Annotated in this window: 16 protein-coding genes and 1 pseudogene; 3 read left to right on the plus strand and 14 right to left on the minus strand. The window is 63.5% G+C overall.

Annotation, left to right across the window (positions count from 1 at the left end; all coding sequences use genetic code 11):
- The 10 genes and pseudogenes from BRA1253DRAFT_RS10675 to BRA1253DRAFT_RS10720 all read right to left on the minus strand — a co-directional run.
- The coding region (locus BRA1253DRAFT_RS10675) for an IS5/IS1182 family transposase (RefSeq protein ID WP_007593868.1) at positions 1-395 on the minus strand (395 nt) is incomplete at its 3' end.
- Between the two features lie 171 nt (positions 396-566).
- Positions 567-1,313, minus strand: coding sequence for a hypothetical protein (locus tag BRA1253DRAFT_RS10680; RefSeq protein WP_007593874.1), 747 nt, complete (start codon positions 1,311-1,313; stop codon positions 567-569).
- Positions 1,314-1,322: 9 nt separating this feature from the next.
- Entirely contained in the window at positions 1,323-2,573 is a 1,251-nt protein-coding gene (locus BRA1253DRAFT_RS10685) for an adenylate/guanylate cyclase domain-containing protein (protein ID WP_007593875.1), read from the minus strand.
- Entirely contained in the window at positions 2,570-2,959 is a 390-nt protein-coding gene (locus BRA1253DRAFT_RS10690) for a response regulator (RefSeq protein WP_007593876.1), read from the minus strand. Before BRA1253DRAFT_RS10690 ends, BRA1253DRAFT_RS10685 begins: the two co-directional genes overlap by 4 nt.
- On the minus strand, positions 2,956-5,553 hold the full coding sequence (locus BRA1253DRAFT_RS10695; protein WP_007593877.1) for an ATP-binding protein: 2,598 nt from the start codon (positions 5,551-5,553) through the stop codon (positions 2,956-2,958). Before BRA1253DRAFT_RS10695 ends, BRA1253DRAFT_RS10690 begins: the two co-directional genes overlap by 4 nt.
- Before the next feature lie 134 nt (positions 5,554-5,687).
- Positions 5,688-8,783, minus strand: coding sequence for a MexW/MexI family multidrug efflux RND transporter permease subunit (locus tag BRA1253DRAFT_RS10700; RefSeq protein ID WP_007593878.1), 3,096 nt, complete (start codon positions 8,781-8,783; stop codon positions 5,688-5,690).
- A 76-nt stretch (positions 8,784-8,859) separates the two neighbouring features.
- The gene (locus BRA1253DRAFT_RS10705; RefSeq protein WP_007593881.1) at positions 8,860-10,053 is read right to left on the minus strand and encodes an efflux RND transporter periplasmic adaptor subunit; all 1,194 of its coding nucleotides are present in this window, start codon (positions 10,051-10,053) and stop codon (positions 8,860-8,862) included.
- A gap of 1 nt (position 10,054) precedes the next feature.
- Positions 10,055-10,756, minus strand: coding sequence for a TetR/AcrR family transcriptional regulator (locus BRA1253DRAFT_RS10710; RefSeq protein ID WP_007593882.1), 702 nt, complete (start codon positions 10,754-10,756; stop codon positions 10,055-10,057).
- Between the two features lie 122 nt (positions 10,757-10,878).
- Complete coding sequence (locus BRA1253DRAFT_RS10715) at positions 10,879-11,469, minus strand: thiamine pyrophosphate-dependent enzyme (RefSeq protein WP_007593884.1); 591 nt, start codon at positions 11,467-11,469, stop codon at positions 10,879-10,881.
- A pseudogene (locus tag BRA1253DRAFT_RS10720) lies at positions 11,466-12,015 on the minus strand (phosphonopyruvate decarboxylase). The gene BRA1253DRAFT_RS10715 and the pseudogene BRA1253DRAFT_RS10720 overlap by 4 nt, the downstream one beginning before the upstream one ends.
- Before the next feature lie 107 nt (positions 12,016-12,122).
- On the opposite strand from BRA1253DRAFT_RS10720, the gene BRA1253DRAFT_RS10725 reads away from it, so the two are divergent.
- The 3 genes from BRA1253DRAFT_RS10725 (at position 12,123) to BRA1253DRAFT_RS10735 (ending at position 16,673) form a co-directional block, all read left to right on the plus strand.
- Positions 12,123-13,343, plus strand: coding sequence for a cytochrome P450 (locus BRA1253DRAFT_RS10725; RefSeq protein WP_007593886.1), 1,221 nt, complete (start codon positions 12,123-12,125; stop codon positions 13,341-13,343).
- Positions 13,344-13,505: 162 nt separating this feature from the next.
- Positions 13,506-14,720 (plus strand): ornithine--oxo-acid transaminase, encoded by a 1,215-nt coding sequence (gene rocD, locus BRA1253DRAFT_RS10730; RefSeq protein ID WP_007593888.1) that lies wholly within the window; start codon positions 13,506-13,508, stop codon positions 14,718-14,720.
- A gap of 486 nt (positions 14,721-15,206) precedes the next feature.
- Positions 15,207-16,673 carry a Spy/CpxP family protein refolding chaperone gene (locus tag BRA1253DRAFT_RS10735; protein ID WP_007593890.1) on the plus strand — a complete coding sequence of 489 codons (1,467 nt, stop codon included), beginning with the start codon at positions 15,207-15,209 and terminating at the stop codon, positions 16,671-16,673.
- Positions 16,674-17,870: 1,197 nt separating this feature from the next.
- Here BRA1253DRAFT_RS10735 and BRA1253DRAFT_RS10740 read toward each other — a convergent pair.
- The 4 genes from BRA1253DRAFT_RS10740 to BRA1253DRAFT_RS10755 form a co-directional block, all read right to left on the minus strand.
- Entirely contained in the window at positions 17,871-18,734 is an 864-nt protein-coding gene (locus BRA1253DRAFT_RS10740; RefSeq protein WP_007593895.1) for a sugar phosphate isomerase/epimerase, read from the minus strand.
- The gene (locus BRA1253DRAFT_RS10745) at positions 18,734-19,921 is read right to left on the minus strand and encodes a dihydrodipicolinate synthase family protein (RefSeq protein ID WP_007593896.1); all 1,188 of its coding nucleotides are present in this window, start codon (positions 19,919-19,921) and stop codon (positions 18,734-18,736) included. Before BRA1253DRAFT_RS10745 ends, BRA1253DRAFT_RS10740 begins: the two co-directional genes overlap by 1 nt.
- A gap of 135 nt (positions 19,922-20,056) precedes the next feature.
- Positions 20,057-21,208, minus strand: coding sequence for a Gfo/Idh/MocA family protein (locus tag BRA1253DRAFT_RS10750; protein ID WP_007593897.1), 1,152 nt, complete (start codon positions 21,206-21,208; stop codon positions 20,057-20,059).
- Positions 21,205-22,602, minus strand: coding sequence for a hypothetical protein (locus BRA1253DRAFT_RS10755; RefSeq protein WP_007593898.1), 1,398 nt, complete (start codon positions 22,600-22,602; stop codon positions 21,205-21,207). Before BRA1253DRAFT_RS10755 ends, BRA1253DRAFT_RS10750 begins: the two co-directional genes overlap by 4 nt.
- Between the last annotated feature and the right edge of the window lie 141 nt (positions 22,603-22,743).

Genomic DNA, 22,743 nt, shown 5'->3' on the forward strand with positions numbered 1-22,743 from the left:
TGCGCCACCCGCAGGCTCTCGGCCAGCAACAGCTCCAGCTTGTCGCCGAGCCGCTTGCGCCAATGGCTCAGGTCCGAGCGCTCGTGCGGGAACGCGTGCTGGAAGAACTCTTCGCCGGTGAAGTACTGGAAATACGGGTCGTGGACCCAACGCTCGCACACCCCCTCATCGGAGAGGCCGTAAATGTGCTTGAGCAGGAGCAGCCCAATCACGAAGCGGGTCGCGATGCCTGGCCGACCGTTCTCGCTATAGAGCGGAGCGATCTCGCCGTCGATCCAGTCCCAATCGACCTTGCCGGCGAGCTGAACCAGCTCGTGCTTCAAATTGATGATCTGGTCCAGCCTGGCCCGGAACAGATCGCCCGATCCCGTCGTCCTATGCTTCTTCGGTCGCATCGCCACCTCCGATGCGACCACCGAATCATGACTGGCGATTCGACGGAATCCTGAAAATGAAATTGCAAGGTTCCGATGCCCCAAGCATCAAAATCCTGCATTCCAAAAACAGTCCACAAAGTCAAATGCGATCCTAGCTCAATCGCTTAGCCGCTCTTCACGGACGACTAGCTAGATCACGACCTCGCGCATCACACGGCGGCAATCCATCTCGTATTCGAGATCGACCACCGGCGGCCGGGCATAGTGCCAGGTCAGGCCGGACCGCAACGCCCCGCGGCGGACGAGCTCGTCGACCAGCGTGTGGTGGAAGTCGTGCACGGAATAGGCCTGCACGCTGGTCGTGTCCTTCCAACCGAAGCCGAAGGCCGTCATCCTGTTCTCCATCTGGGACGTCGTCGTGAAGCGCACCTTCTCGCGAAGGCCTTCCAAGCTGAGGTCGCGGTAGCGCACGGTGCGCTCGACATAGGTCCCACTGCCCTCGCGCGCCTCGGCGCCGCCGGAAATCACGAAGCTCGGCGTCTTCGAGCCTGTCGGCCGCGTGAAGGAGAACGCATAGAACGACGGCTTGGCCGGTGGATCGATCTCGGGACAGACATTGCTGCGCGCGACCGGATTGGTGGTGCCGTCGAAGATGCCCCATTCGGACAGCGTCTTCACATAGTGCAGGTTGAACGCGCGAAAGCCTTCCTCGCTGAAGGCCGCGGGCGAGCGCAGTTCGCAGGCGCAGAACGCCGTCAGCGGCCGCCCCGCCGCCTGAATATACTTCGCGGCAAGCGCAAACCCTTCCGCGAGCGGCACCAGCCGGTCGAAGCGGACGCGCTCGATCTCATAGCCATCGTCAGCGGCCGCACCGGCCGAGTACTGGAATACGGACGGAATGAAACGGTAGTTTCCGGCGCTAAATTCACCAACCATGTCGGACTACTATTCCAGTTGCATGCGAATGCCCTTGTCGCCGTTAAGCAGGCGCTTCAGGTGAAAGCCGGCCAGGGAATCGTCGGCATGCATGCCGACGAGTGCGGCGAAGGCCGGCATGGCGGCGGCATCACCGGCCTCCATCTTGGCAAAAGCCTTGGAATACAGCGCCGTTTCCGGCGCAGCGAATTGGGCCGGAGCCAGCGGCTCGAACGCGCGCAACGGTTCGCTGCGTCCACGCAGCATCAGCTCGCCGACGGGGCGACCTCGAAAATTCTCAGCCGTCTCGGCGATGCCGTCACTGACGCAAATCCGCGTGCCCAGATGCTTGTTCGCGGCTTCCAGCCGTGCCGCGATGTTGATGGAATCTCCATACGCGGTGTAGTCGAAAAACCGGTTGCCGCCAAAATTTCCGACCAGTGCCGGCCCGGCGTGGATGCCGATACGGGTGGTGCCGAAATTCACGCCTCTCACCTTCCAGCGCGCGGAAAAATCCTCGGCCCAGGCGTCGAGATCATGTGCGCAGGCGACCGCGCGGGTCGCATAATCGGGCTGATCGCCGGGTGCGTTGAAGAGCACCTGGATCGCATCGCCGATGATCTTGGCGACAGTCCCCTCGTGCGCGAAGACGACCTCGGTCATGCCGCCGACATACTCGTTGAGAAGCGCGCCCAGCGTCTCCGGAGGCGCACTCTCGACCAGCGAGGTGAAGCCGGTAATGTCCGTGAAGATGGTCGCGACATCGCGCCACTGCACTTCGATTCCCTCGCTCTCACCGCTGGCCGCCAGACGCTTGGCGAGCTCGGGCGAGAAATGACGCGAGAGCGCGGCATGGGCGCGCTCCGCCTCCGCCTGGCGGCCTCGCACCTCACGCAGCATTTCGATGTGGCGGATGGTCTTCTGGATCGTCATCTCGAGGTCGGCGAAGTCGATCGGTTTGGTCAGGAAGTCGAACGCACCGCGGTTCATCGCAGTGCGGATATTGCTCATGTCGCCATAGGCCGACACGATGATGGTGGACTTCTTGTCTTCGGCTTCCTGGAGTTTCGCCAGCAGCGACAGCCCGTCCATCCTGGGCATGTTGATGTCGGAGACCACCATGTCGACATGGGGGTTCTGCTCGAGCGACTGCAGCGCTTCGAGGCCGTCGCGCGCGAACATGATGGTCACCGACCCATCGCGAATCTGCCTGCGGAATTTTTGCAGGACCAACGCCTCGAGATCCGGCTCGTCGTCGACGAAGAGGATGGTCGCGGTCATGCGGCTTGCCCGAGCCTCGTGTCGATTTCCTGCCGCAGCAGCGCGAAATCGATCGGCTTGGTGAGAAGTCCGACTGCGCCGCGCTCGATAGCCTTCCGGCGCGTCTCGGCGTCGCCATAGGCGGTGATCATGATGACGGGAACGTCCGGATGCGCAAGACGCACCTTCGGCAGCATGTCGAGTCCGCTCATGCCGGGCATGTTGATGTCGGACAGGATCAGGATCAACGACGGATCGCGAACCTCGGCAGCGAGCTTCAGCGCATCGGGCGCGGACGGCGCGAATTCCATCTGGAAGCGGCCGGCGCGCAAATCGCGCCGGAACTGCTGCCGGAACAGCGCCTCGACGTCGGGCTCGTCATCGACGACCAGGATGTAAACGTTCAAGTCTTGCCTCCGGAAGTGTCGCCCGCCGCCATCATGCGCGGCAGGGTGATGATGAACTCGGTGAATACGCCGGGCTCGGTGTTCACGTCGATCGTGCCGCCGTGCTGATTCACGACGATGTCATGGCTCATGGAAAGGCCAAGGCCGGTGCCCTCGCCGGCCGGCTTGGTGGTGAAGAAGGGATTGAACATCTTCTCCTTCACATCGGAAGGGATCCCGGTGCCGTTGTCGCGAATGCGGATCTCGACCCTCTCGCCGAGAGTTTTGGTAGCCGCGCGTAGCGTGGGCTCGAAGGCGCCTGCGTCGCTCTCCTTGCGCTTGGCGGTGGCGTAGAAGCCGTTCGAGATCAGATTGAGGAAGACGCGCGTGATTTCCTGCGGATAGATATCGACCATGCCTGCGGCGGGGTCGAAGCCGCGCTCGATCGTGACATTGAAGCCGGGCCGTTCGGCACGTGCGCCGTGATAGGCGAGATTAAGGCTCTCCTCCAGGATCGCATTGATATCGCTGGGGCGATGCTCGCCGGAGCCCTCGCGCGAATGCAGCAGCATGTTCCTGACGATGGAATCGGCGCGCTTGCCATGCTGCACCACTTTTTCGAGGTTGCTCTTGAGCATGCCGGTCAGCTCCTCGACCTCCTCCTTCGTCTTGCCGTCGAGCGAGGCCGCTTGCAAGGCCTCGTTGAGCTCGTCGATCAGCTCGGTCGACACCGCCGAGAAATTGTTGACGAAATTGAGCGGATTCTTGATCTCGTGCGCGATCCCCGCCGTGAGCTGGCCGAGGGACGCGAGCTTCTCGGTCTGGATCAGGCGGTCCTGCGCGGTACGAAGATCGTCGAGGGATTGCGACAGCTCCGTCGTACGCTTGCGCAACTCGTTCAGAAGCCGCGTATTCTCGATTGCGATGACGGCTTGCTTCGTGAAGTTCTCAACCAACGCGATTTGCTTGTCGGTGAACGGCCGGACCTCTTTGCGATAGACCGCGACGGTTCCGATCAGCTCGCTGTCCCTCATCATGGGCACGATGACGATCGTGCGGGCGCCGGCGACGTCGGAGATTCCACGAATGGTCGGCCCCCCGGCAAGATACGCCGGAGTTTGTTGCACATCGTGCACGTGAACAACCTGACGTGTCCTGACGACCTCAGCAAGCGCGCTCTCCGGATGCGGACGGATTGCCATATCTTTCCGCGAAGCCGCGAACGCGGGCGGCACATTGTAATCCGCAGCAATCGTGAAACTCTCGCTGTCCCACAAATTCATCACGCCGAAACTCGCGCCACAGACGCGTGTGGCATTCTCGAGCATCTTGTGGAACACCGGCGCGAGTTCGCCCGGAGACGAGCTGATGACCTGCAACACTTCCGACGTAGCCGTTTGTTGCTCGAGCGACTCGGTCAACTCGGCCGTTCTCACCTCGACCTTCTTCTCCAGGTCCGCATAGGATTCCTGCAGACGCTCGCCCATGTCGTTGAACTGGTCCGCGAGCCCCTCCAGCTCGTCTCCGGTTCGGATCGAGATGCGCTGGGAGAAATCGCCGCTGCCGATGCGCTCGGCGCCGCGCCGCAGCGCCTGGATCGGCCCGACCATGCGGCGCGCCAGGAATATCCCGGCAAGCACCGCGAAGATCGACGCCGCGAGCAGCACGAATGCAAGCCGTTCCAACGCGGCATAGAGCGCCGCATAGGCTTCCTCGACCGGGAGCTCGACGAACATGGTCCAGTGCAGCGGCGCAATCGGCGCCGACGCGGTCAGCACCTTCTGTCCTTGGAGATTGCGCGCTTCGGAAAGCGCGTCGAATGCGGCGCTGCCTCCGAGAAGCGCGGCACGCACCTGGGTGAGACCTGACATGTCGGTGTTGCGCAGGACCAGGCTGATATCGGGGTGCGCGATCAGGCGTCCCTCCGGACCGACCACGTAGGCGTGTCCGTGCTCGCCGACCTTGATCTGGGATACCACGTCCCAGATCAGCTTGAGATTGACCTCCGCGATACTGACGCCGGCATCCTTGCGCGACCCGGCCTGCGCCAGGGTCATGTACGGCTCGGATTCCCTGCGGAAATAGACCGGACCGTAAAAAACCTTGTGCGCGACCGCCTCGGTAAACTTCGGATCGTCCGACAGGTCGATGCCGCTGTCGATCGCGTCCATGGCGAGCCGCGAGACCCGCAGCCGCTCCCTGCCGGTCGCATCGACCTGGGCGAGCTCGGTAACCGCGGGGACCTGGCGCAGCAGCCGCAGCGCATCGAAGCGGCGCTGCTCGATCGAACCCGCCGACCAGGGCAGCTGCGTGGTCCAGCCGAGCTGGCTCTCGATCTCCTTGACGAACTGACCAATCTTGGCCGCGGCTGCCTCGGCCTGTTCATGCTGGACCCGGATCAGCGCGGCCTTGTGCTCGCGATAATAGAAGAGGACCTCGAACAGTCCGTTGGCCAGCAGCGCGATCGCGACGACAGCCACGAACAGCGCCACATATTTCGTGAAGAGCCGGCTCCTGATCCCCTGCCCTGGCGTCGTGCCCGACGCGACGGCAACCGGCGCCGCGCTTGGCAGCGTCCTGGCTTGCGGGGTGTCAGGGTGGAGGGAAAGGCTCATCCCGCCGAACCTAGCAAGAAGACGGGACCTTGTCTCTCGCGAGCGGGGAAAAGCTAGCCGAAGCAACCGGGGCAATAGAAAAAGGGCGGCAACGGATTAGCCGCTGCCGCCCTCGGGTTGGCTTACCTGCGGCCTCAGGTCGGCCGTAGCGCCTTGGAGCCAAGGTCGAGATCGTTGACTTGTTTGTTCCGCTCGGAATCGGCCGCCGCGCGATGGTCGGTCGCCAGCACCACGTAGACCGCCGGCAGCACGAACAGCGTGAACAGCGTGCCGATCGACATTCCGGCGACGACCACCAGACCGATCGAGAAGCGGCTCGCCGCGCCTGCGCCGGTCGCGGTCAGGAGCGGGATAAGGCCCGTCACCATCGCGGCCGTGGTCATCAGGATCGGCCTCAGACGAATGCGGGCCGACATTTCGATGGCGGAGCGGCGATCGAGCCGTTCGTTGATCTGGAGCTCGTTGGCGAACTCCACCATCAGGATGCCGTGCTTGGTGATCAGGCCCACCAAGGTCAGAAGGCCGACTTGGGTGTAGATGTTCATGGTCGCCACGCCGAAGAACAGCGGGATCAGCGCGCCAACGATCGCCATTGGCACCGAAATCATGATGACCAGCGGATCGCGCAAGCTCTCGAACTGCGCCGCCAGCACCAGGAAGATGATGATCAGCGCGAAGCCGAAGGTGATCGCGAGCTGGTTGCCTTCCTGCACATATTGCCTGCTGTCCGCGAGATAATCATGGCTGAAACCTTGCGGCAGGTTTTTGGCCTCGCTCTCGAGGAAGTCCACCGCCGCACCGACGGTCACGCCGGGCATCGGTACCGCTGAGAAGGTCGCCGAATTGAGCTGATTGTAATGTGTCAGCGAATTCGGCTCGGTCTTGGTCTCGATCGACACCACCGTCGACAGCGGAAGCTGCTGGCCGGTGTTGGTCGTCACGTAGTAGCCGGCGAGCGATTCCGGCGAGAGCCGCTGACCGCGCGGCACCTGCGGGATGACTTGATAGGAACGGCCCTCGAGGTTGAAGCGATTGATGTAGTTGCCGCCGAGCAGCACGGCGAGCGTGCTGCCGAGGTTCTGCATGTTGACGCCGAGATCCTGCGCCTTGGTGCGGTTGATCGTCACCTTCACGTTCGGCTGGTTGTAGGCAAGATCGCTGTCGGAAACGATGAACATTCCGCTCTTGCGGGCGGCAGCCTTCAGCTTCTCCATCTGTTCGTAGACAGTCTGGAAGCTGGCGGTGGAGTTGATCACCATCTGCACCGGCAGGCCGCCGGGGCCGCCCGGCAGCGGCGGCAGGTTGAACGCGAACGCCTGCACGCCCTCAATCTTGGAAAGCTCGGCCTGCACCAGCGACTTCAGCTGGATCGACGAACGCTTGCGGTCCTCCCACGGCTTCAGCAGCATGCCGGCGATACCGCCCTGCGGGCCGTTGATGCCGTTCAGCACGAAGCGCAGATCGGTCTCGGGGAATTTCTGGAATTCCTTGTCGAGCTTCTCGCCGTAAAAGTCGACGTAGTCGATGTTGGCGTATTTCGGCGCCTTGGTCACCGCGAACACGATGCCCTGGTCTTCTTCGGGCGCCAGCTCCTTCGACGTGTGCATGTAGAGGAAGCCGACGAGCCCGAGGATGGTCACCGCAAACAGGCCGGTGATGGCCTTGTAGTCGAGCGAGCGGTCGAGCCTGCGCCCATACCACCGCGTCAGCGCGCCAAACACCTTGTTGACCGCCTTGGCGAAGCGACCCTCTTCGGTGTTCTTCAGCAGCACCGAGCACATCATCGGCGACAGCGTCAGCGCGATCACGCCGGATACGATCACCGAGCCCGCAAGCGTGAAGGCGAATTCGCGGAATAGCGAGCCGGTCAGGCCGCCGAGGAAACCGATCGGCGCGTACACGGCGGCGAGCGTGATGGTCATCGAGACGACGGGACCCACGATTTCGCGCGCGCCTTCCAGCGATGCCTGGACTGGCGTTTTCCCTTCCTCCAGATGGCGATGGATGTTTTCGACCACGACGATGGCGTCGTCGACCACGAGTCCGATCGCGAGCACCATCGCAAGCAGGGTCAACAGGTTGAAGCTGAAGCCCAGCGCCAGCATCAGCGTGCAGACGCCGATCATCGACAGCGGGATGGTGACGACTGGAATGATCACCGAACGGAACGACGCCAGGAACAGGAAGATCACCACGATCACGATGATCACGGCTTCACCCAGCGTCTTCTCGACCTCGTCAATCGAGGATTGGATGAACTTGGTCGAATCGTAGGCGACCTTCATCTTCATCGAGGGCGGCAGATTGCGCTCCAGCTCGGGGAACAGCGCCCGCACGCCTTTGACCAGCGTCAACGGGTTGCCCTGCGGCGTTGCCTGCACACCGATGAAGATGGCGTGCTCGCCGTTGAAGGCGACGCTCGCGTCCGTGCTCTGGGCCGCAAGTTCGACGGTGGCGATGTCCTCCATCCGCACGAAGCCGCCGTCCTTGGCCTTGACGATCATCTTCTTGAACTGGTTGACGTCGGTCAGGCCCGTATTCGTCGATACGTTCGAGACGATGAGATAGCCCTTGGTTTGCCCCGCCGCTGACTGGAAGTTGTTGGCGGTGATCGCGGTCGCGACATCTGCGGGCGACACGTTGCGGCCCGCCATCTTCAGGGGATCAAGCCACAGCCGCATCGCAAAGGTCTGGCCGCCGAGAATGTCGGCGGAGGCCACGCCATCGACGGTCGACAGCACCGGTTGCACAACGCGCGTCAGATAGTCCGAGATCGCCGAGCCCGACAGCTCTTCGGAGGAGAACCCGAGATACATCACGGCCGTGGTCTGGCCCGTGGTCTTGGTGACGATCGGGTCGTTGGATTCCTTCGGGATCAAATATTTGACCGAGTTCGTCTTGGCCAGAACCTCGGTCAGCGCCTGGTTCGGATCGAAGTTCAGCTTGATGTAGACTTGGATCGTCGAGGTGCCGAGCACCGAGGACGAGGTGATGTAGTCGACACCTTCGGCGGAAGCGACCGCCTGCTCGATCGGCGTGGTGATGAAGCCCTGGATCAGGTCCGCGGACGCGCCCGGATAGACGGTCGTGATGTTGATGACCGTGTTCGACAGCTTCGGATATTGCCGGATCGGCAGCGTCGTCGCCGCGCGCAAACCGATCAGCAGGATCAGCAGGCTGACGACGACCGACAGGACCGGGCGTTTGATGAAAATATCAGTAAAGCGCATCGCGGCGATCTCGATTTCTTTGACTTGCAAAACGCATGACCCGGCCGTGCCGGATCATGCTGCAACGTGTACGATGTCAGTAGCGCGGTGGCTGCGCCGGGATCTGCGGAGCCGGGTCGGTCGAAATCGACACCGCCGCGCCCGATTGCAGCTTGAGTTGGCCGACGGCGACGACCTTGTCGCCCGGCTTCACGCCCTTGACGATTTCGACGCGGCCTTCGACCCGGCTGCCGGTCTGCACGAAAGTGCGCACCGCGCTCAGGCTGGTCTTGCCGTCGGCTTCCTTCTTCTCGGTGATCACGAACACCGAGTCACCGTACAGCGTGTAGTCGACCGCCGTCTCCGGCACGGTGACCACGGCCGGCTTGTCCGGCAGCACCACGGTGGTGGTCACGAACATGCCGGGCTTCAGGATCTTCTCCGGATTGGAGATGGTCGCCTGCACGCGGATGTTGCGGGTGTCACTCGATATCTGCGGTTCGATCGTCGTGATCTTGGCGTCGAAGGTGCGGCCCGGATAGGCGTCGACCTTCAGCCGAACCGGCTGACCGACCTTGAGATTGCCCGAGTCCTTTTCCGTCACCGTGAAGTTGGCCCACAGCTCCGACAGATCCGTCAGCGAAACGATGGCCGTGCCGGCGGTCAGATACTGGCCGACCTCGACCTTGCGAACGCCGAGATCGCCGGCGAACGGCGCGCGGACCAGCTTCTGCGAGATCAACGCTTCGGTCTTGGCAATACCCGCCAGCGCCTGATCGTACGCGGCCTGCGCGGTGTCGACGGTTGCCTGCGGGCCGAACTGGCGCGACGCCAGTTGCTTGGCGCGGTCGAGCGACAGCTGCGCGACGGTGGACTGCGCCTTGTAGTTGGCGAGGTCGCCCTGCTCCGGCGCGTCGAACATCTGCACCAGCGGCGTGCCGGCCTCGACATGCGTGCCTGGCTCGAACTTGATCTCGGTGACGCGGCCGTTGACGTCGGCGCTGACGTCGACCTGGTGCACGGCGGACAACCCACCGACCGCGGTCAGCAGGTTCGGCACCACCTCGGACTTCGCCTCGGCGGCGCTGACCGCGACCGGCGGCGGCTTGTTGTTGGCGAAGAACTGCTTGATCATCTGGCCGCGGAAATAATTGAACCAGACGAGGCCACCGACGAGCACCGCCAGAAGCGCGCCGACGATGATGAACCAGAGCACCGGCCGGACCGGACGCTTGGGAGCCTTGTTGTCGATCGGTTCGCCCGAAATCTTGTGTTCGGTGACGATGTTCATGTCATGCACTCTCTGCAATCGCCGTCTTGCCCACACAACCGGCCTGATCGCGGCCCAAATGCGAAACAATTGCGGCGTCGTTAAGTCCGATACCCCTCAGGAGAAACTCACACAGCTGCCGCTCGAGGTCGTTCGCCTTGCCGTAAGCGAGACACGGCGTGGCCGGCAGCCTGGTCAGCGCAGCCGTCATCACGGTGTGATGCGCAAACCAGAACAGGTTGAGCGGTTCGCCGTTGTATGGCCGCGCGTCCCTCGCGGCAACCGCACGCTTGAGCGAGGCGACGAAGGCCGCCCCGATCAGCGTCTCGATCTTGGCATATAGCAAACGAGCGAATTCGCCATCATCCAAATGACTCGTGGCCATCAATCGCAGGCGCTGGGCCTCTTCCTGGTCGGGCCCATCGGCGATGTGCATGAAATGCCCGACCATGCCGCGGATCACTTCGACCAACGTGGCCGTCGACGGCTCACGTTCGAGCAGCTCCATGAGCGCCGGGTCCGCCTCGCATTCGTCGCTGAGGATTTCGGCGTAAAGCGCGGCCTTGGACGGGAAATGCTTGAACAGCAGCGCCTCGGAAATGGCAGCGGCGGCCGCCACGCTCTTGGTCGTGGTGCCGGTATAGCCGTGTCGGGCAAAGCAACGCTTTGCGGCGCCGAGGATCAATTGACGCCTCAGGTCGCTCGTCATACGCAATGAGCTCATGCTAGTGAGTAAGCACTCACCCACGCAAAAGTCAAGCACTATGCTGCATCGCAACCTGAGTGCGTTGTAATTCCAGTGGAAATTGACCTCGCCCACACGGTCCCCGTGCAGGACGGGAGCGCCTAGATTGGCTGGAAACCGAGGTCGCCGCGAATCCGGTTGAGAATGTAAGTCCCATCCCGGCTCGGCAAAATCCGCTCCAGATTGGCGCTGTCGATCTTCACGTTGGCAAAGCGCGGCCCGGCGGTGACGTCGTGGACGGCTTTGGCGAAGGCCTCGACCCCGACCATGGTCGTCACGGACCGGCTATCCCCGATGCCGCAGGCCTTGGCGACGCCGACGAGGTCGGCGGCCGCGGCGGTGTGGCTGGTCTGACCGCCGGTCTCGCCATAGGCTTCATTGTCGAGCACCGCGATCGAGAGGTTGGACGGCTTCTGGAGGCCGATGGTGGCAAGGCTGCCCATGCCCATCAGCATCTCGCCGTCGCCCGTGATGACCAGCACCGGCAACTTTGGCTGCGCCAGAGCGAGGCCCAACCCGATCATCGCCGCCCCGCCCATGCCGCCCCAGAGGTAGAAATTCCGGGCATGGTCGCCGGCCGCGAACATGTCGTTGGTGGAGGCGCCGAGGCCGCCGATCGCAACCACATCCTTGCGGTCCGCGAGAAGCGCGGACACCACTTGACGGCGGTCGAGGAGATTGGCCTTGCTCATTTGGTGAAAACCTTGGCGCCGATCAGGCGCTGCGACAGCAGGACGGCGGTGGGCGTGAGGGCGTTATAGGCCTGCGCGGCCGCCGCCTCGAGCACGGCCGGCACCTCGGCTGCGGTCGAAGCCCGCAGCACCTTGACACCCGAGAGCTCGAACACGCCCTGCGTGGTCGATCCCATCGGCACCACGGATTGAACTCGCCCCACTCGCCACGCATGGTCACCAGGGTGAGGAAGGGAAAGCGCAGGATCGGGATCAGCGACAGCATGTTGATGCAATTACCGACCCCGCTCGACTGCATCAGCAGCACGCCGCGCTGTCCGCCGGTCCAGGCGCCGGCGAGAAGACCACGCCCTCCTCCTCCGTCGTCAGCGGAATGCCACGCATCGTGGACGATGCCAGCACGCGCTGGATCAGCTTTGAATGGCCGGCGTCGGGTACGTAAGGCACCTGCCGAACGTCGAAGCGTTGCAAGGTCGCGAAAATATCGTCGGGCCAATGAGTGCCGGACTCGGCGGCGGTGTCGGCAGCGTCAGCACGGGCGTGCATTTTCCTGTCTGGTCGGCTTGCAAATCGCGGTTCGATTGTAGACGGTGAACCGAGCCTCTCAAAAGAGCGAATACAGCATATCGGACTCAACCGGCGAGTATGGCGGCATGAACGCAAGTGCGAACGAACTGGCGGCCAGTTTCGATCTGGAGAAGCTGACGGCGGAATTCTACGACAATCCCTACCCGACCTATCGTGCACTGCGGGAGAACGAGCCGGTCAAGCGCCTGCGCAACGGCACCGTGTTCCTGACCCGCTATGACGATCTCGTCACGACCTACAAGAACACAAAATCGTTCAGCTCGGACAAGAAGCGCGAGTTCGCGCCGAAATACGGCGACACCCCGCTCTACGAGCACCACACCACGAGCCTCGTCTTCAACGATCCGCCGGCGCATACCCGCGTGCGGCGCCTGATCATGGGCGCGCTGTCGCCGCGCGCAATCGCCGGGATGGAGCCTGATATCATCAAGCTGGTCGACGGTCTGCTCGATGCCATCGCCACCAAGGGCAGCTGCGAGCTGATCGAGGACTTCGCCGCCTCGATCCCCATCGAGGTGATCGGCAATCTGCTCGACGTGCCCCATGACGAGCGCGCGCCGCTGCGCGACTGGTCGCTGGCAATCCTCGGTGCCCTCGAACCAGTGGTGTCACCTGAAGTCGCTGCCCGCGGCAACAAGGCGGTGACGGATTTCCTCGGCTACCTCCGAACGCTGGTCGCACGCCGACGAGCGAAGCCTGGCAACCCCGAACGCGACGTGCTGACGCGCCTGATACAGGGCGAGGAGAACGGCGAGCGGCTGACCGAGAAGGAGCTGCTGCACAACTGCATCTTCCTGCTCAATGCCGGCCACGAGACCACCACCAATTTGATCGGCAACGGCCTCGTGGCGCTCGACCGCAATCCGGATCAGAAGCGGCGGCTGATCGACCACCCCGACCTCATCAAAACTGCGGTCGAAGAGACGCTGCGCTACGAGAGCTCGAACCAGCTCGGCAACCGCATGACCACGGAGCGGGTCGAGCTCGGCGGCGTCATGCTCGATGCCGGCACGTCGATCACGCTGTGCATCGGAGCTGCCAACCGCGATCCGGCGCAGTTTCCCGACCCCGAGAGATTCGACATCGCGCGCACGCCGAACCGGCATCTCGCCTTCGCCACCGGTGCGCATCAATGCGCCGGCATGGCGCTGGCGCGGCTGGAAGGCGCCATCGCGGTCTCACGCTTCTTGGCGCGCTTCCCGAACTATGCCGTGAGCGGACAGCCGGTCAGGGGTGGACGGGTGCGGTTCCGCGGGTTCTTGAGCGTGCCTTGCGCAATCGGCTGAGGCCGGAAACAAAGATGTCGAAAACAACCCCATGCACAGTAGAGGGCCCTCGGCGGAAGATTGCCTTATGGATCCGCATAACCATTTGACAAGGGGAGGCAAATCGACGGGAGCGCGCGCCTCGCCAACGGCCAATGCCGAAGCAGCAATGGAGTGACGAAGATGAGCTCCTCGGTCATCGATTTCCTCGCAACCGAAGCACGCTTTGGCGCTCGCAACTACGAGCCGATCGGGGTCGTCCTGTCGCGCGGCGAAGGTGTCTGGGTGTGGGATACCGAGGGCAACCGTTATCTCGATTGCCTCTCGGCTTATTCGGCTCTCAACCAGGGCCACTGCCACCCGAAAATCCTGGCCGCGATGGTCGAACAGGCGAGCCGGCTTACATTGACCTCGCGCGCCTTTCACAACGACCAGCTCGCCCCGTTCTACGAAGAGATCGCGGCGTTGACCGGCTCGCACAAGGTGCTGCCGATGAACAGCGGCGCCGAGGCGGTCGAAAGCGCGATCAAGTCGGTGCGGAAATGGGGCTACGAGGTGAAAGGCGTGCCGGACGGCCAGGCCGAGATCATCGTCTGCACCAACAATTTCCACGGGCGCACGCTGGGCATCGTCGGTTTTTCAACCGAGCCCGAGACCCGCGCCCATTTTGGGCCGTTCGCGCCGGGCTTCAAGATTATCCCGTTCGGCGACGCCGCGGCGCTGGAAGAAGCGATCACGCAAAACACCGTCGCCTTTCTGGTCGAGCCGATCCAGGGCGAAGCCGGTGTCATCATTCCTCCACCCGGCTATTTCACGGGGGTGCGCAAGCTCTGCACGGCCAACAACGTCATGCTGGTGCTCGACGAGATCCAGACCGGGCTCGGCCGCACTGGCAAGCTGCTTGCCGAACAGCACGAAGGCGTCGAGGCTGACGTGACGCTGCTCGGCAAGGCCTTGTCCGGCGGCTTCTATCCGGTGTCGGCTGTGCTCTCGAACAACGACGTGCTCGGGACTTTGCGACCCGGGCAACACGGCTCAACCTTCGGCGGCAACCCGCTCGCCTGCGCGGTCGCGCGCGCGGCACTGCGCGTGCTGGTGGAAGAAGGCATGATCGAGAACGCAGCCACGCAAGGCGCGCGCTTTCTCGAAGGCTTGAAAGCCATCCGCGCCAACACGATCCGCGACGTGCGCGGCCGCGGCCTGATGCTGGCGGTCGAGCTGCATCCCGAAGCCGGCCGCGCGCGCCGCTACTGCGAGGCGCTCCAGGGCAAGGGCATCCTCGCCAAGGACACCCATGAGCACACCATCCGCATCGCCCCGCCGCTGGTGATCACCAGCGCTCAGGTCGACGGGGCACTGGAGCAGTTCGCGACGATCCTGACGCAGGATTTCTCCTAGAGCCTGCCTGCGTCGGAAGATCGCAATTGCCGGCTGCGACCAACGACGAACGATTCCGCCACCTGTGCGTTGAGAATTGTGGGCGATATCGAGCTGGGAGCGACGAGCATGCTTCCGCATGGCGTTTGCCTGACGGCCTTTTTGGTTGGTGCCTCGATGCTGGCGGCGAGCGTCAGCGCGTCCGCTCAGGGACACGGAAGGGGTGGACCACCCGGGCCGGCCGCAGCGCCGGCAGTTCGGCCAGCCGCACCACCTGCCATGGCCCGTCCGCCGGCGCCGCCGGCCATGGTGCGCCCCGCCGCCCCCGCATTCCATCCACCTTCCATGCCGCAGCGACCGGCCATGGCGCCGCATCCGGCGCCGCACCTCGCCTCACCGCCCCAGCGTCCGGCCCCCCACTTCGCTGCACCGCCGCGGGCTGCCCCGCACGTGGCGGCGCCGCGACCTGAATTCCATCGGGCGCCGCCTGCACCGCAACGTCCGGCCATGGGGCCGCGGCCGACGCCGCACATCGCCGCCCCCTTGCGCCCCAGCGGACCGCCAGCCGCGCGCGAGCGGCTGTCGCGACGGGAGCAGATCGATCAACGCGCGCAACAGCATCACCTGCAGATCCAGCAGCGCCAGCAGGTGGTGCAGCAGCGGCAGCGCGAGGTGCTGTCGCGCCAGACCGCGGAGCGCCAGACCCGCATCGATCGGCTGCAGCAGCGCGTGCAGCAATTGCAGTCGCAAAAGCCTGAAGGTGCGCGGGCGCAACGCCAGCAACAACGAATGTTCCAGACGCAAAACCGCTTGCTCCAGCGTGAGCAGCGTGTGCAGCAAACCGATCTGGCGCGCCAGCAGCGGCTGGGACAGGCTCCCGCGGCAACTGCTGCAGCGGCTGCCGCAGGGCGAGCCGCCGGGCGCGGGCGATTTGCCGAGCGTTTCCGCGAGCAGGCCACTTCGCAAACCCAGGCGGCTCTCATCACCCGCCAGAGCGGCTGGGCGCCCCGGCAGGCCTGGCGCCACCGCCATCCCGCGGCCTTCGTGGCATGGCTTGGGCCGGTGTTCTGGCCCTACGCCTATTCCGACATTTTTGACTACACCTTCTGGTCCTATGCCTACGAGCCCGGCTATTGGGCGTACGCGTACGACGACTTCGTCGACACCGTGTTCTGGGGTGGTGACAGCCCCTATTCCGCCTATGCCAGCACCAACCCGTATGACTATCCGCAAGCCGGCGGAGGCTCCCGCGCTCCTCGAGGCGCCAGCGTGAGCCCCCAGACGCTGCGGCAATTGTGCGGCACACCGGACAAGGGCGTCACCGCCTGGCCGCTTGCCGATATCGCGCGGGCGGTACGGCCGACACCGGAGCAACGCACGCTGCTCGACGAGCTGAAGACCGCGGCGGCCAACGCTGCCGGTGTGTTCAAGGATTCCTGCGCAGAGACGTATGCACTGACTCCACCCGGCCGCCTGCGCGCAATGATGAACCGCATCAGCGCGACGCTGGAAGCCGTCAAGATCGTGCGGCCGGCACTGGAGAATTTTTACAGCTCACTCAGTGACGAGCAGCAGGCGCGCTTCAACGCGCTCGGCCCCAATGTCGGCGAGCGCTCCCTGCCGCAGCAAGCCAGTGCCCAAACCACTGCCGACGGCTGCGGCGATCCGAAGTCCGGCTTGACCCAGTTACCGATCCAAAGGATCGAGGCAGTGCTGCACCCCGCAGGCAAGCAGAAGGAAGCGCTCGACCGCCTCAGCGAAGCGACGGCCAAGGGCGTCGATCACCTGCAGGCGGCCTGCCCGAACGATGTACCGCTGACGCCGGTCGGACGGCTGGAAGCGATGCAGCACCGGCTCGAAGCCATGCTGACGGCCGCCAAGCTGGTCGAACCGACTCTTGACGAGTTCTATGCCACGCTGAGCAGCGAGCAGAAGGCACGCTTCAACGCGCTGGAACAGGTCGCAAGCCCGTGAGGACGAGGTCGCGTTCTCTCGGCATTCTCTCGTGGCCATTTGCGCAGCAGCCGAACGACGTGGTGTGACCGCAATCGCCCTGCCCTGCTTCACAGCTCGACGAGAGCATGCGTGTCCAGGCCACTTCTCTCTGTGAGACGTGCGGTGGCGGAATGCAAACGACAGCCTTGCTCCGTCCTCACGTGGCCGAAATCGCCTTCGGTCCAGCGTCATTCGTGTTTGTGATTGATCGAGGCCGCTCTATCTCATTCGAGCTAATGGCGTTGCATTGTTGGAAGTAGGAAGACAGCTCAAGATGGGCCAGGTGATCCCAGTACTCTGCTTCTGCGAGCAGCTTCCATTTATGCTGTTGTACGCGGCCTGTTGCCGGCACAGCGAACTTATCGCACGCAAGCGTCGCACCTTCTCCATTGCGAACCCTTCCTTCACGCTTGTTTGCTTACAAGCGCATTTGGGGTGTCACAGCTTCGCAGATTGAATTGACGAGTGACAGCCCGGTGTTTGACGGTCATCGATGATAGCGCAATCGTTTGACTTTTCACCGAATAGCAAGGCGAACGATGCGGGGCAGCAACAAGGGCTGCGCAGAATGACAGCCCTTCGGCCTGCGCTCTAGGCACACGTCAGCAAAGCGCGCATCGGACGATAGGTCGCCGGCGCGTTCCATTTAGGACTGAAATTATTTAGGACTGAAATTTTAATAGTGAGCGGCCTTTCCTGGATGTGGTTAGCTCGTGACCAGACCGGACCGGACAAAAAATTTGATCCCAAAACTATTTGGTCCCGGCCCATTGGACTGCAAGACCGCGTTCGTGCGGTCTTTCCTTACAACCGCAATAAAATCAGCCGCGTCCGACCACGCCGAGGCCTTTGCCAAAAGTGGCCAGCCTTACCACGCACAATGGCCCCGACGATTGCACGTCGGGGCCATTCAAGATCGTCAGGCAGGGTACATCCGTCGTGCCTGCCGATCGTTGATGCCACCAATTACCTCATCCGATCTGGCGCAGACTGTGGCGCGGCTGCGGCATCGGGGTGGTGATATTCTGCCTGAAAGCTGAAGGCTGTCCACCTCTCGTTGGTACTACTCCCAACTAGTTCGCTGCTCTGCAGGAGTTTGTGCGGAGCACCGAGCAGAAGGCACGCTTCAACAGGCTGCAGCAGGTAGCAAGCCCGTGAGACCAGCGTTCGTTAAAGCTACACCACCGTCTTGTGCCGCGCGATGCAGGTTTGCAGCACCTCATCCATCGGTTTCCTCCACCAGTCGTTGGAGAAGATTTCGATCTCCGAATAGCCGGCAAAGCCCTGCGCTTCGACCGCTTCGCGCACCGATTTGATGTCGATCACGCCGTCGCCCATCATGCCGCGGTCGTTGAGAATGTCCCTGGTCGGCACCAGCCAGTCGCAGACATGGAAGGCAAGCAGGCGATCTCGGCCGGCGCGCGCGATCTGCCCCATCAGCTCCGGATCCCACCAGATGTGATAGACGTCGAGCGCGACGCCGAGCATGCCGCTGCGATCAGGGTCGAGCCGGTCGCAGATGTCGAGCGCCTGCTTCGTGGTGTTGACGCAGGCGCGGTCCGCCGCATAGGCCGGATGCAGCGGCTCGATCGCCAGCGGCAGCTTGGCCTGTTTGGCGTAATCGAGCATTTCGGCGAGCGCTTCCTCGACCTGCGTCCGCGCGCCGGCGATGTCCTTCGACGCCTCGCTGCCCGGCCGCGAATATTGCGGCAGGCCGCCGACGACGAGAACGATGCAGGGGGCTCCCAGCGCCTTGGCTTCGTCGACGCAGCGCCGGTTGTCGTCGCGCACCTCGCTCCGGCGCGATGCGTCGGAGGTGAACATGCCGCCACGGCAATAGCCCGACAGGTCGAGACCGGCATCGCGCACCGCACGCGCGGCGCGATCGAGGCCGACGGAAGCGACCTGGTCGCGCCAGGGGTCGATGGCGCGGATGCCGTGCCTGGCACAGGCATCGATGATCTCGACGAGATCAGCCTGCTTGCGGATTGTCGCCGTGTTGAGCGACAGCCAGCGATGGTCGGGCGAAAAATCACGCATCAGGATTCGATTCCGCGCGTTGAGAGCACCGCCTTCATCCGCCGCGTCGCCAACTCCGGATCGGCGAGCAGCCCGGCCTTGTCGGCCAGCCGGAACAACTCGGCCAGATGCAGCGTCGAGCGCGTGCTCTCCTGCCCGCCGACCATGGTGAAGTGGTCCTGGTGGCCGTTGAGATAGGCCATGAAGACGACACCGGTCTTGTAGAACCGGGTCGGCGCCCTGAAGATGTGCCGCGACAGCGGCACGGTCGGACCCAGCACGTCGTGGAAGCCTGCCTCATCACCAGCAGCCAGCCGCGACAAGGCGTAAGACGCCGCCGGCGCGATCGCATCAAAAATGCCGAGCAGCGCGTGCGAGAAGCCCTGCCCGTCTCCGGCGATCAGCTCCGCATAATTGAAATCGTCGCCGGTGTACATCTTGATGCGCTTGTCGAGACGACGGCGCATGTCGATCTCGCGCTGCTTGTCGAGCAGCGAAACCTTGACACCGTCCACCTTGGCGGCGTTGCCGTTGATGATGGCGACCCCAATATCCATTGCCTTGTCGAGATCGTTGGTGCCCCAATATCCCGTCAGCGCCGGATCGAACATGTCGCCGAGCCAGTGGATGATCACGGGCTCGCGAACCTGCGACAGCACACGGTCATAGACCTTGGCATAATCGTCGGCGTTGCGGCCCAGCTTCGCCAGCGCGCGCGACGCCATCAATATGATGCGGCCGCCGACCTTCTCGACTGCCGATATCTGCTCCTCATAGGCGCGGATCACGTCGTCGAGATTCTTGGCGTCCTCGACCGCAAGATGGTCCGTGCCCGCTCCGGAAAACACCAGCGCGTTGCGGCGCTTGGCGGCGGACACCGAGCGCGTGATCAGCTCCAGCGAGGTCGGCCAGTCCAGCCCCATGCCGCGCTGCGCGGTATCCATGGCTTCCGCCACGCCGAGACCGAGATCCCAGACGTGCTCGCGAAAGGCGATGGTCTTGTCCCAGTCGACGGCAGCGGAGAGCCACGGGTCGTTGTCGGCAAAGGGATCGATCACGGTATGGACGGCGGAGAACGCAATGCGGTTCAGCGGACCCTCGAGCTTTGCGGGAAACGTTCGCGAGGCCGCGAGCCGGTAGGCCTCGATCGAGCGATCGGCCTTCGGCAGTTTGAGCGACAACGACAACGGCTGGACGGGCTTGTTCATGATTTCAGACCTCTCCCCGTCATTGCGAGGAGCGAAGCGACGAAGCAATCCAGACTGTGTCCGCGGAGGGTTTCTGGATTGCTTCGCTTCGCTCGCAATGACGGCTCAACAACATCGATGATTGTCCGATAGACCTCAGACCTTGATCGGGGCGACGTCGATCCATCGCCGCTCCTTCCAGCTCTTCAGCGCGCATTCGGCGAGCTGCACGCCCTTGACGCCTTCGAGCAGCGTGAACTTGTAGGGCGCATCCTCGTAGACATGGCGGATGAACATCTCCCACTGCTCTTTGAAGCCGTTGTCGTAGGTGACGTTGTCAGGCAGCTTCTGCCAGTCGCTGTAGAAATCGTGCAGCCGCTTCTCGTCGGGATTCCACACCGGTCGGGGCGTCGCCTGCCGCGCCTGGATCATGCAGTCGGAAAGGCCGGCGACGGCCGAGCCGAGCGTGCCGTCGACCTGGAAGGTGACGAGATCATCGCGATAGACGCGCGTCACCCAGGACATGTTGATGTGGGCGATGGCGCCGCCCTTGAGCTGGAACGTGGCATAAGCGGAGTCGTCGGCGGTCGCCTTGTACTTCTTGCCCTGCTCGTCGAAACGCTCGGGAATGTCGGTGTTGCCGATGCAGCTCACGCTCTCGACCTCGCCGAAAAGATTGTCGAGCACGTAGCGCCAGTGGCAAACCATGTCGAGGATGATACCGCCGCCGTCCTCGTCGCGGTAATTCCATGACGGCCGCTGCGCCTCCTGCCAGCCGCCTTCGAACACCCAATAGCCGAACTCGCCGCGCACCGAGAGGATGCGGCCGAAGAAGCCGGAGTCGCGCAGGAAGGCGATCTTCTTCAGGCCGGGCAGGAACAGCTTGTCCTGCACCGTACCGTGCTTGACGCCCTTGGAATTGGCGAGCTTGACGACCTCGAGCGCCTCCTCGAAATTGGTCGCGATCGGCTTCTCGCAATAGACGTGCTTGCCGGCATTGATGGCCTGGGTCAGAAGCCCCGGCCGCGCCTGTGTGGTCGCGGCATCGAAGAACAGGGTGTCATTCTTGTCGGCGAGGGCGGCGTCGAGATCGGTGGTCCAGCGCGCGATGTTGTAGCGCTTGGCGAGCCCCTCGACCTTCTCGGCGCTGCGGCCGACCAGGATCGGGTCGGGCATCACGCGGTCGCCGTTCTTCAAGCGGACGCCGCCCTGCTCGCGGATCGCGACGATCGAGCGGATCAGATGCTGGTTGAGTCCCATGCGGCCGGTGACGCCGTTCATGATGAGGCCGAGGCGTTGGGTGGTCATGCCGACTGCTCCTGCAGAGATTTTGGCTGTTCGAGCGGGCGTAGCGCCGACCAGTCCGGATGAACCGACGTCGCAAAGCCCGTTGCATTGAGCGATCCCGTGAGGAGATCGCCGTTGTGAATGGAGAGGCGGATGCCCTGCCCGGCATCCGCGTAGAGATCGGGATGCGCGACGGCGAAAGCCTGGGCCTCCGCGGCGGGCGTATCACCGAAGCCATCGACGTAATGGTGGCCGTTACGTTCGGCATGGGTGATGCCGATGAAGGCCCCGAGCGCAAGGTCCTGCTGCACGGCGAGGCCCGCCTGGCAGGTGAGGTCCTCGCCGGTCACGAAGAATCTTTCGCCGGCCAAGCTCCATTTCGCCGCGCGTGTCGCGTTGACGATGGACTTGTAAAGCCCTTTGCAGGACTTCGAGGAGATGCCGTGATAGCCGAGCGCCCGTGCCGCGGGAAACGCGTCGTAGGAATCGTCGGCTTCGTCGATGATGAAGCCGCGCGCCGCGAGCGAGCCGAGCGGCGACTGCCTCGTGACATCGCGCGGCATCGGCTGCTCGACATAGAGCAGCCTGGATGAAATCGATCGCAGCGCAGTGTCATGGTCGAGCCGGCCGATGAGTTCATGCAAGGCTGCGAGATCGGCATATTGCTCGTTGGCATCGAGCGTCACTTTGTAGTCCCGGTCCAGCGCATCGAGCTCCTTGCCAATGCGCGCCAGCCGCGCTGCATCGCCGACGGGGTCCCCCGACAGCTTCAGCTTGAAGTATCTTGCACCGGAGTTCTCGTGGGGATCTGCAACTCCGCCCTCGCCTTCAACGGTGTCGTCGAGACCGACGGTATGCCTGATGGCAACGCGCGCCAGCGGCTTCCGGCCGGATAGAAAGGCCGTGATATCCGTTTCCTTCAGGTCGGACGAAAGCCGCGCATCGATGCCGGCGATGTTGCCGGCCATGCCGCCGAAGAAATTGGTCTCGGCAGCGCGGAGCAGCGCATCGAGGATCGCTTTGTCGATTTCGGCGGGTCCGCAAGCCGCGGCAAGCGCCGGAATGTTCTTTTTCGCACAGGTCGCGACCTGGGCACCGATGCACGATGCATGCAGATCGAATGCCGTCAAAAATCCGGTTCGCGCGAGATAAAGCCCCCGCGCGATCTCCAGCGAGCGGCGCAAGTCATCGACGGTCTGGGCCGGCGAAAGCTCCGGCCGCTTGTCGAACCATTTTGGCACCAGCAGCTCGGCACTCGCACCGACAGCACTTCCCCTGCCCTCGACCTCGATCCCGACCCGCACGAACAGCTGCGGAGTCGCGTTGATCGTGATCGCGCCAAAGCGGAACGGCCGCGCGAACTGCACGGGACGTTCGAAGAAGGCAATGTCTCGCAGCTTCAGGCGCGGTGACATGGTGTCGCAACGAAATGAGGTGAATTTGGTGCGAGCGGTACAGCCGCGGGCGACTCGCCTCTCCCGCTTGCGGGAGAGGTCGGCACGAAGTGCCGGGTGAGGGCTTTCTCCTCTGGGGGAGTGTCCCGTTGTTGAGACACC

Source organism: Bradyrhizobium sp. WSM1253 (assembly GCF_000244935.1).
Taxonomy (GTDB): Bacteria; Pseudomonadota; Alphaproteobacteria; order Rhizobiales; family Xanthobacteraceae; genus Bradyrhizobium; species Bradyrhizobium canariense.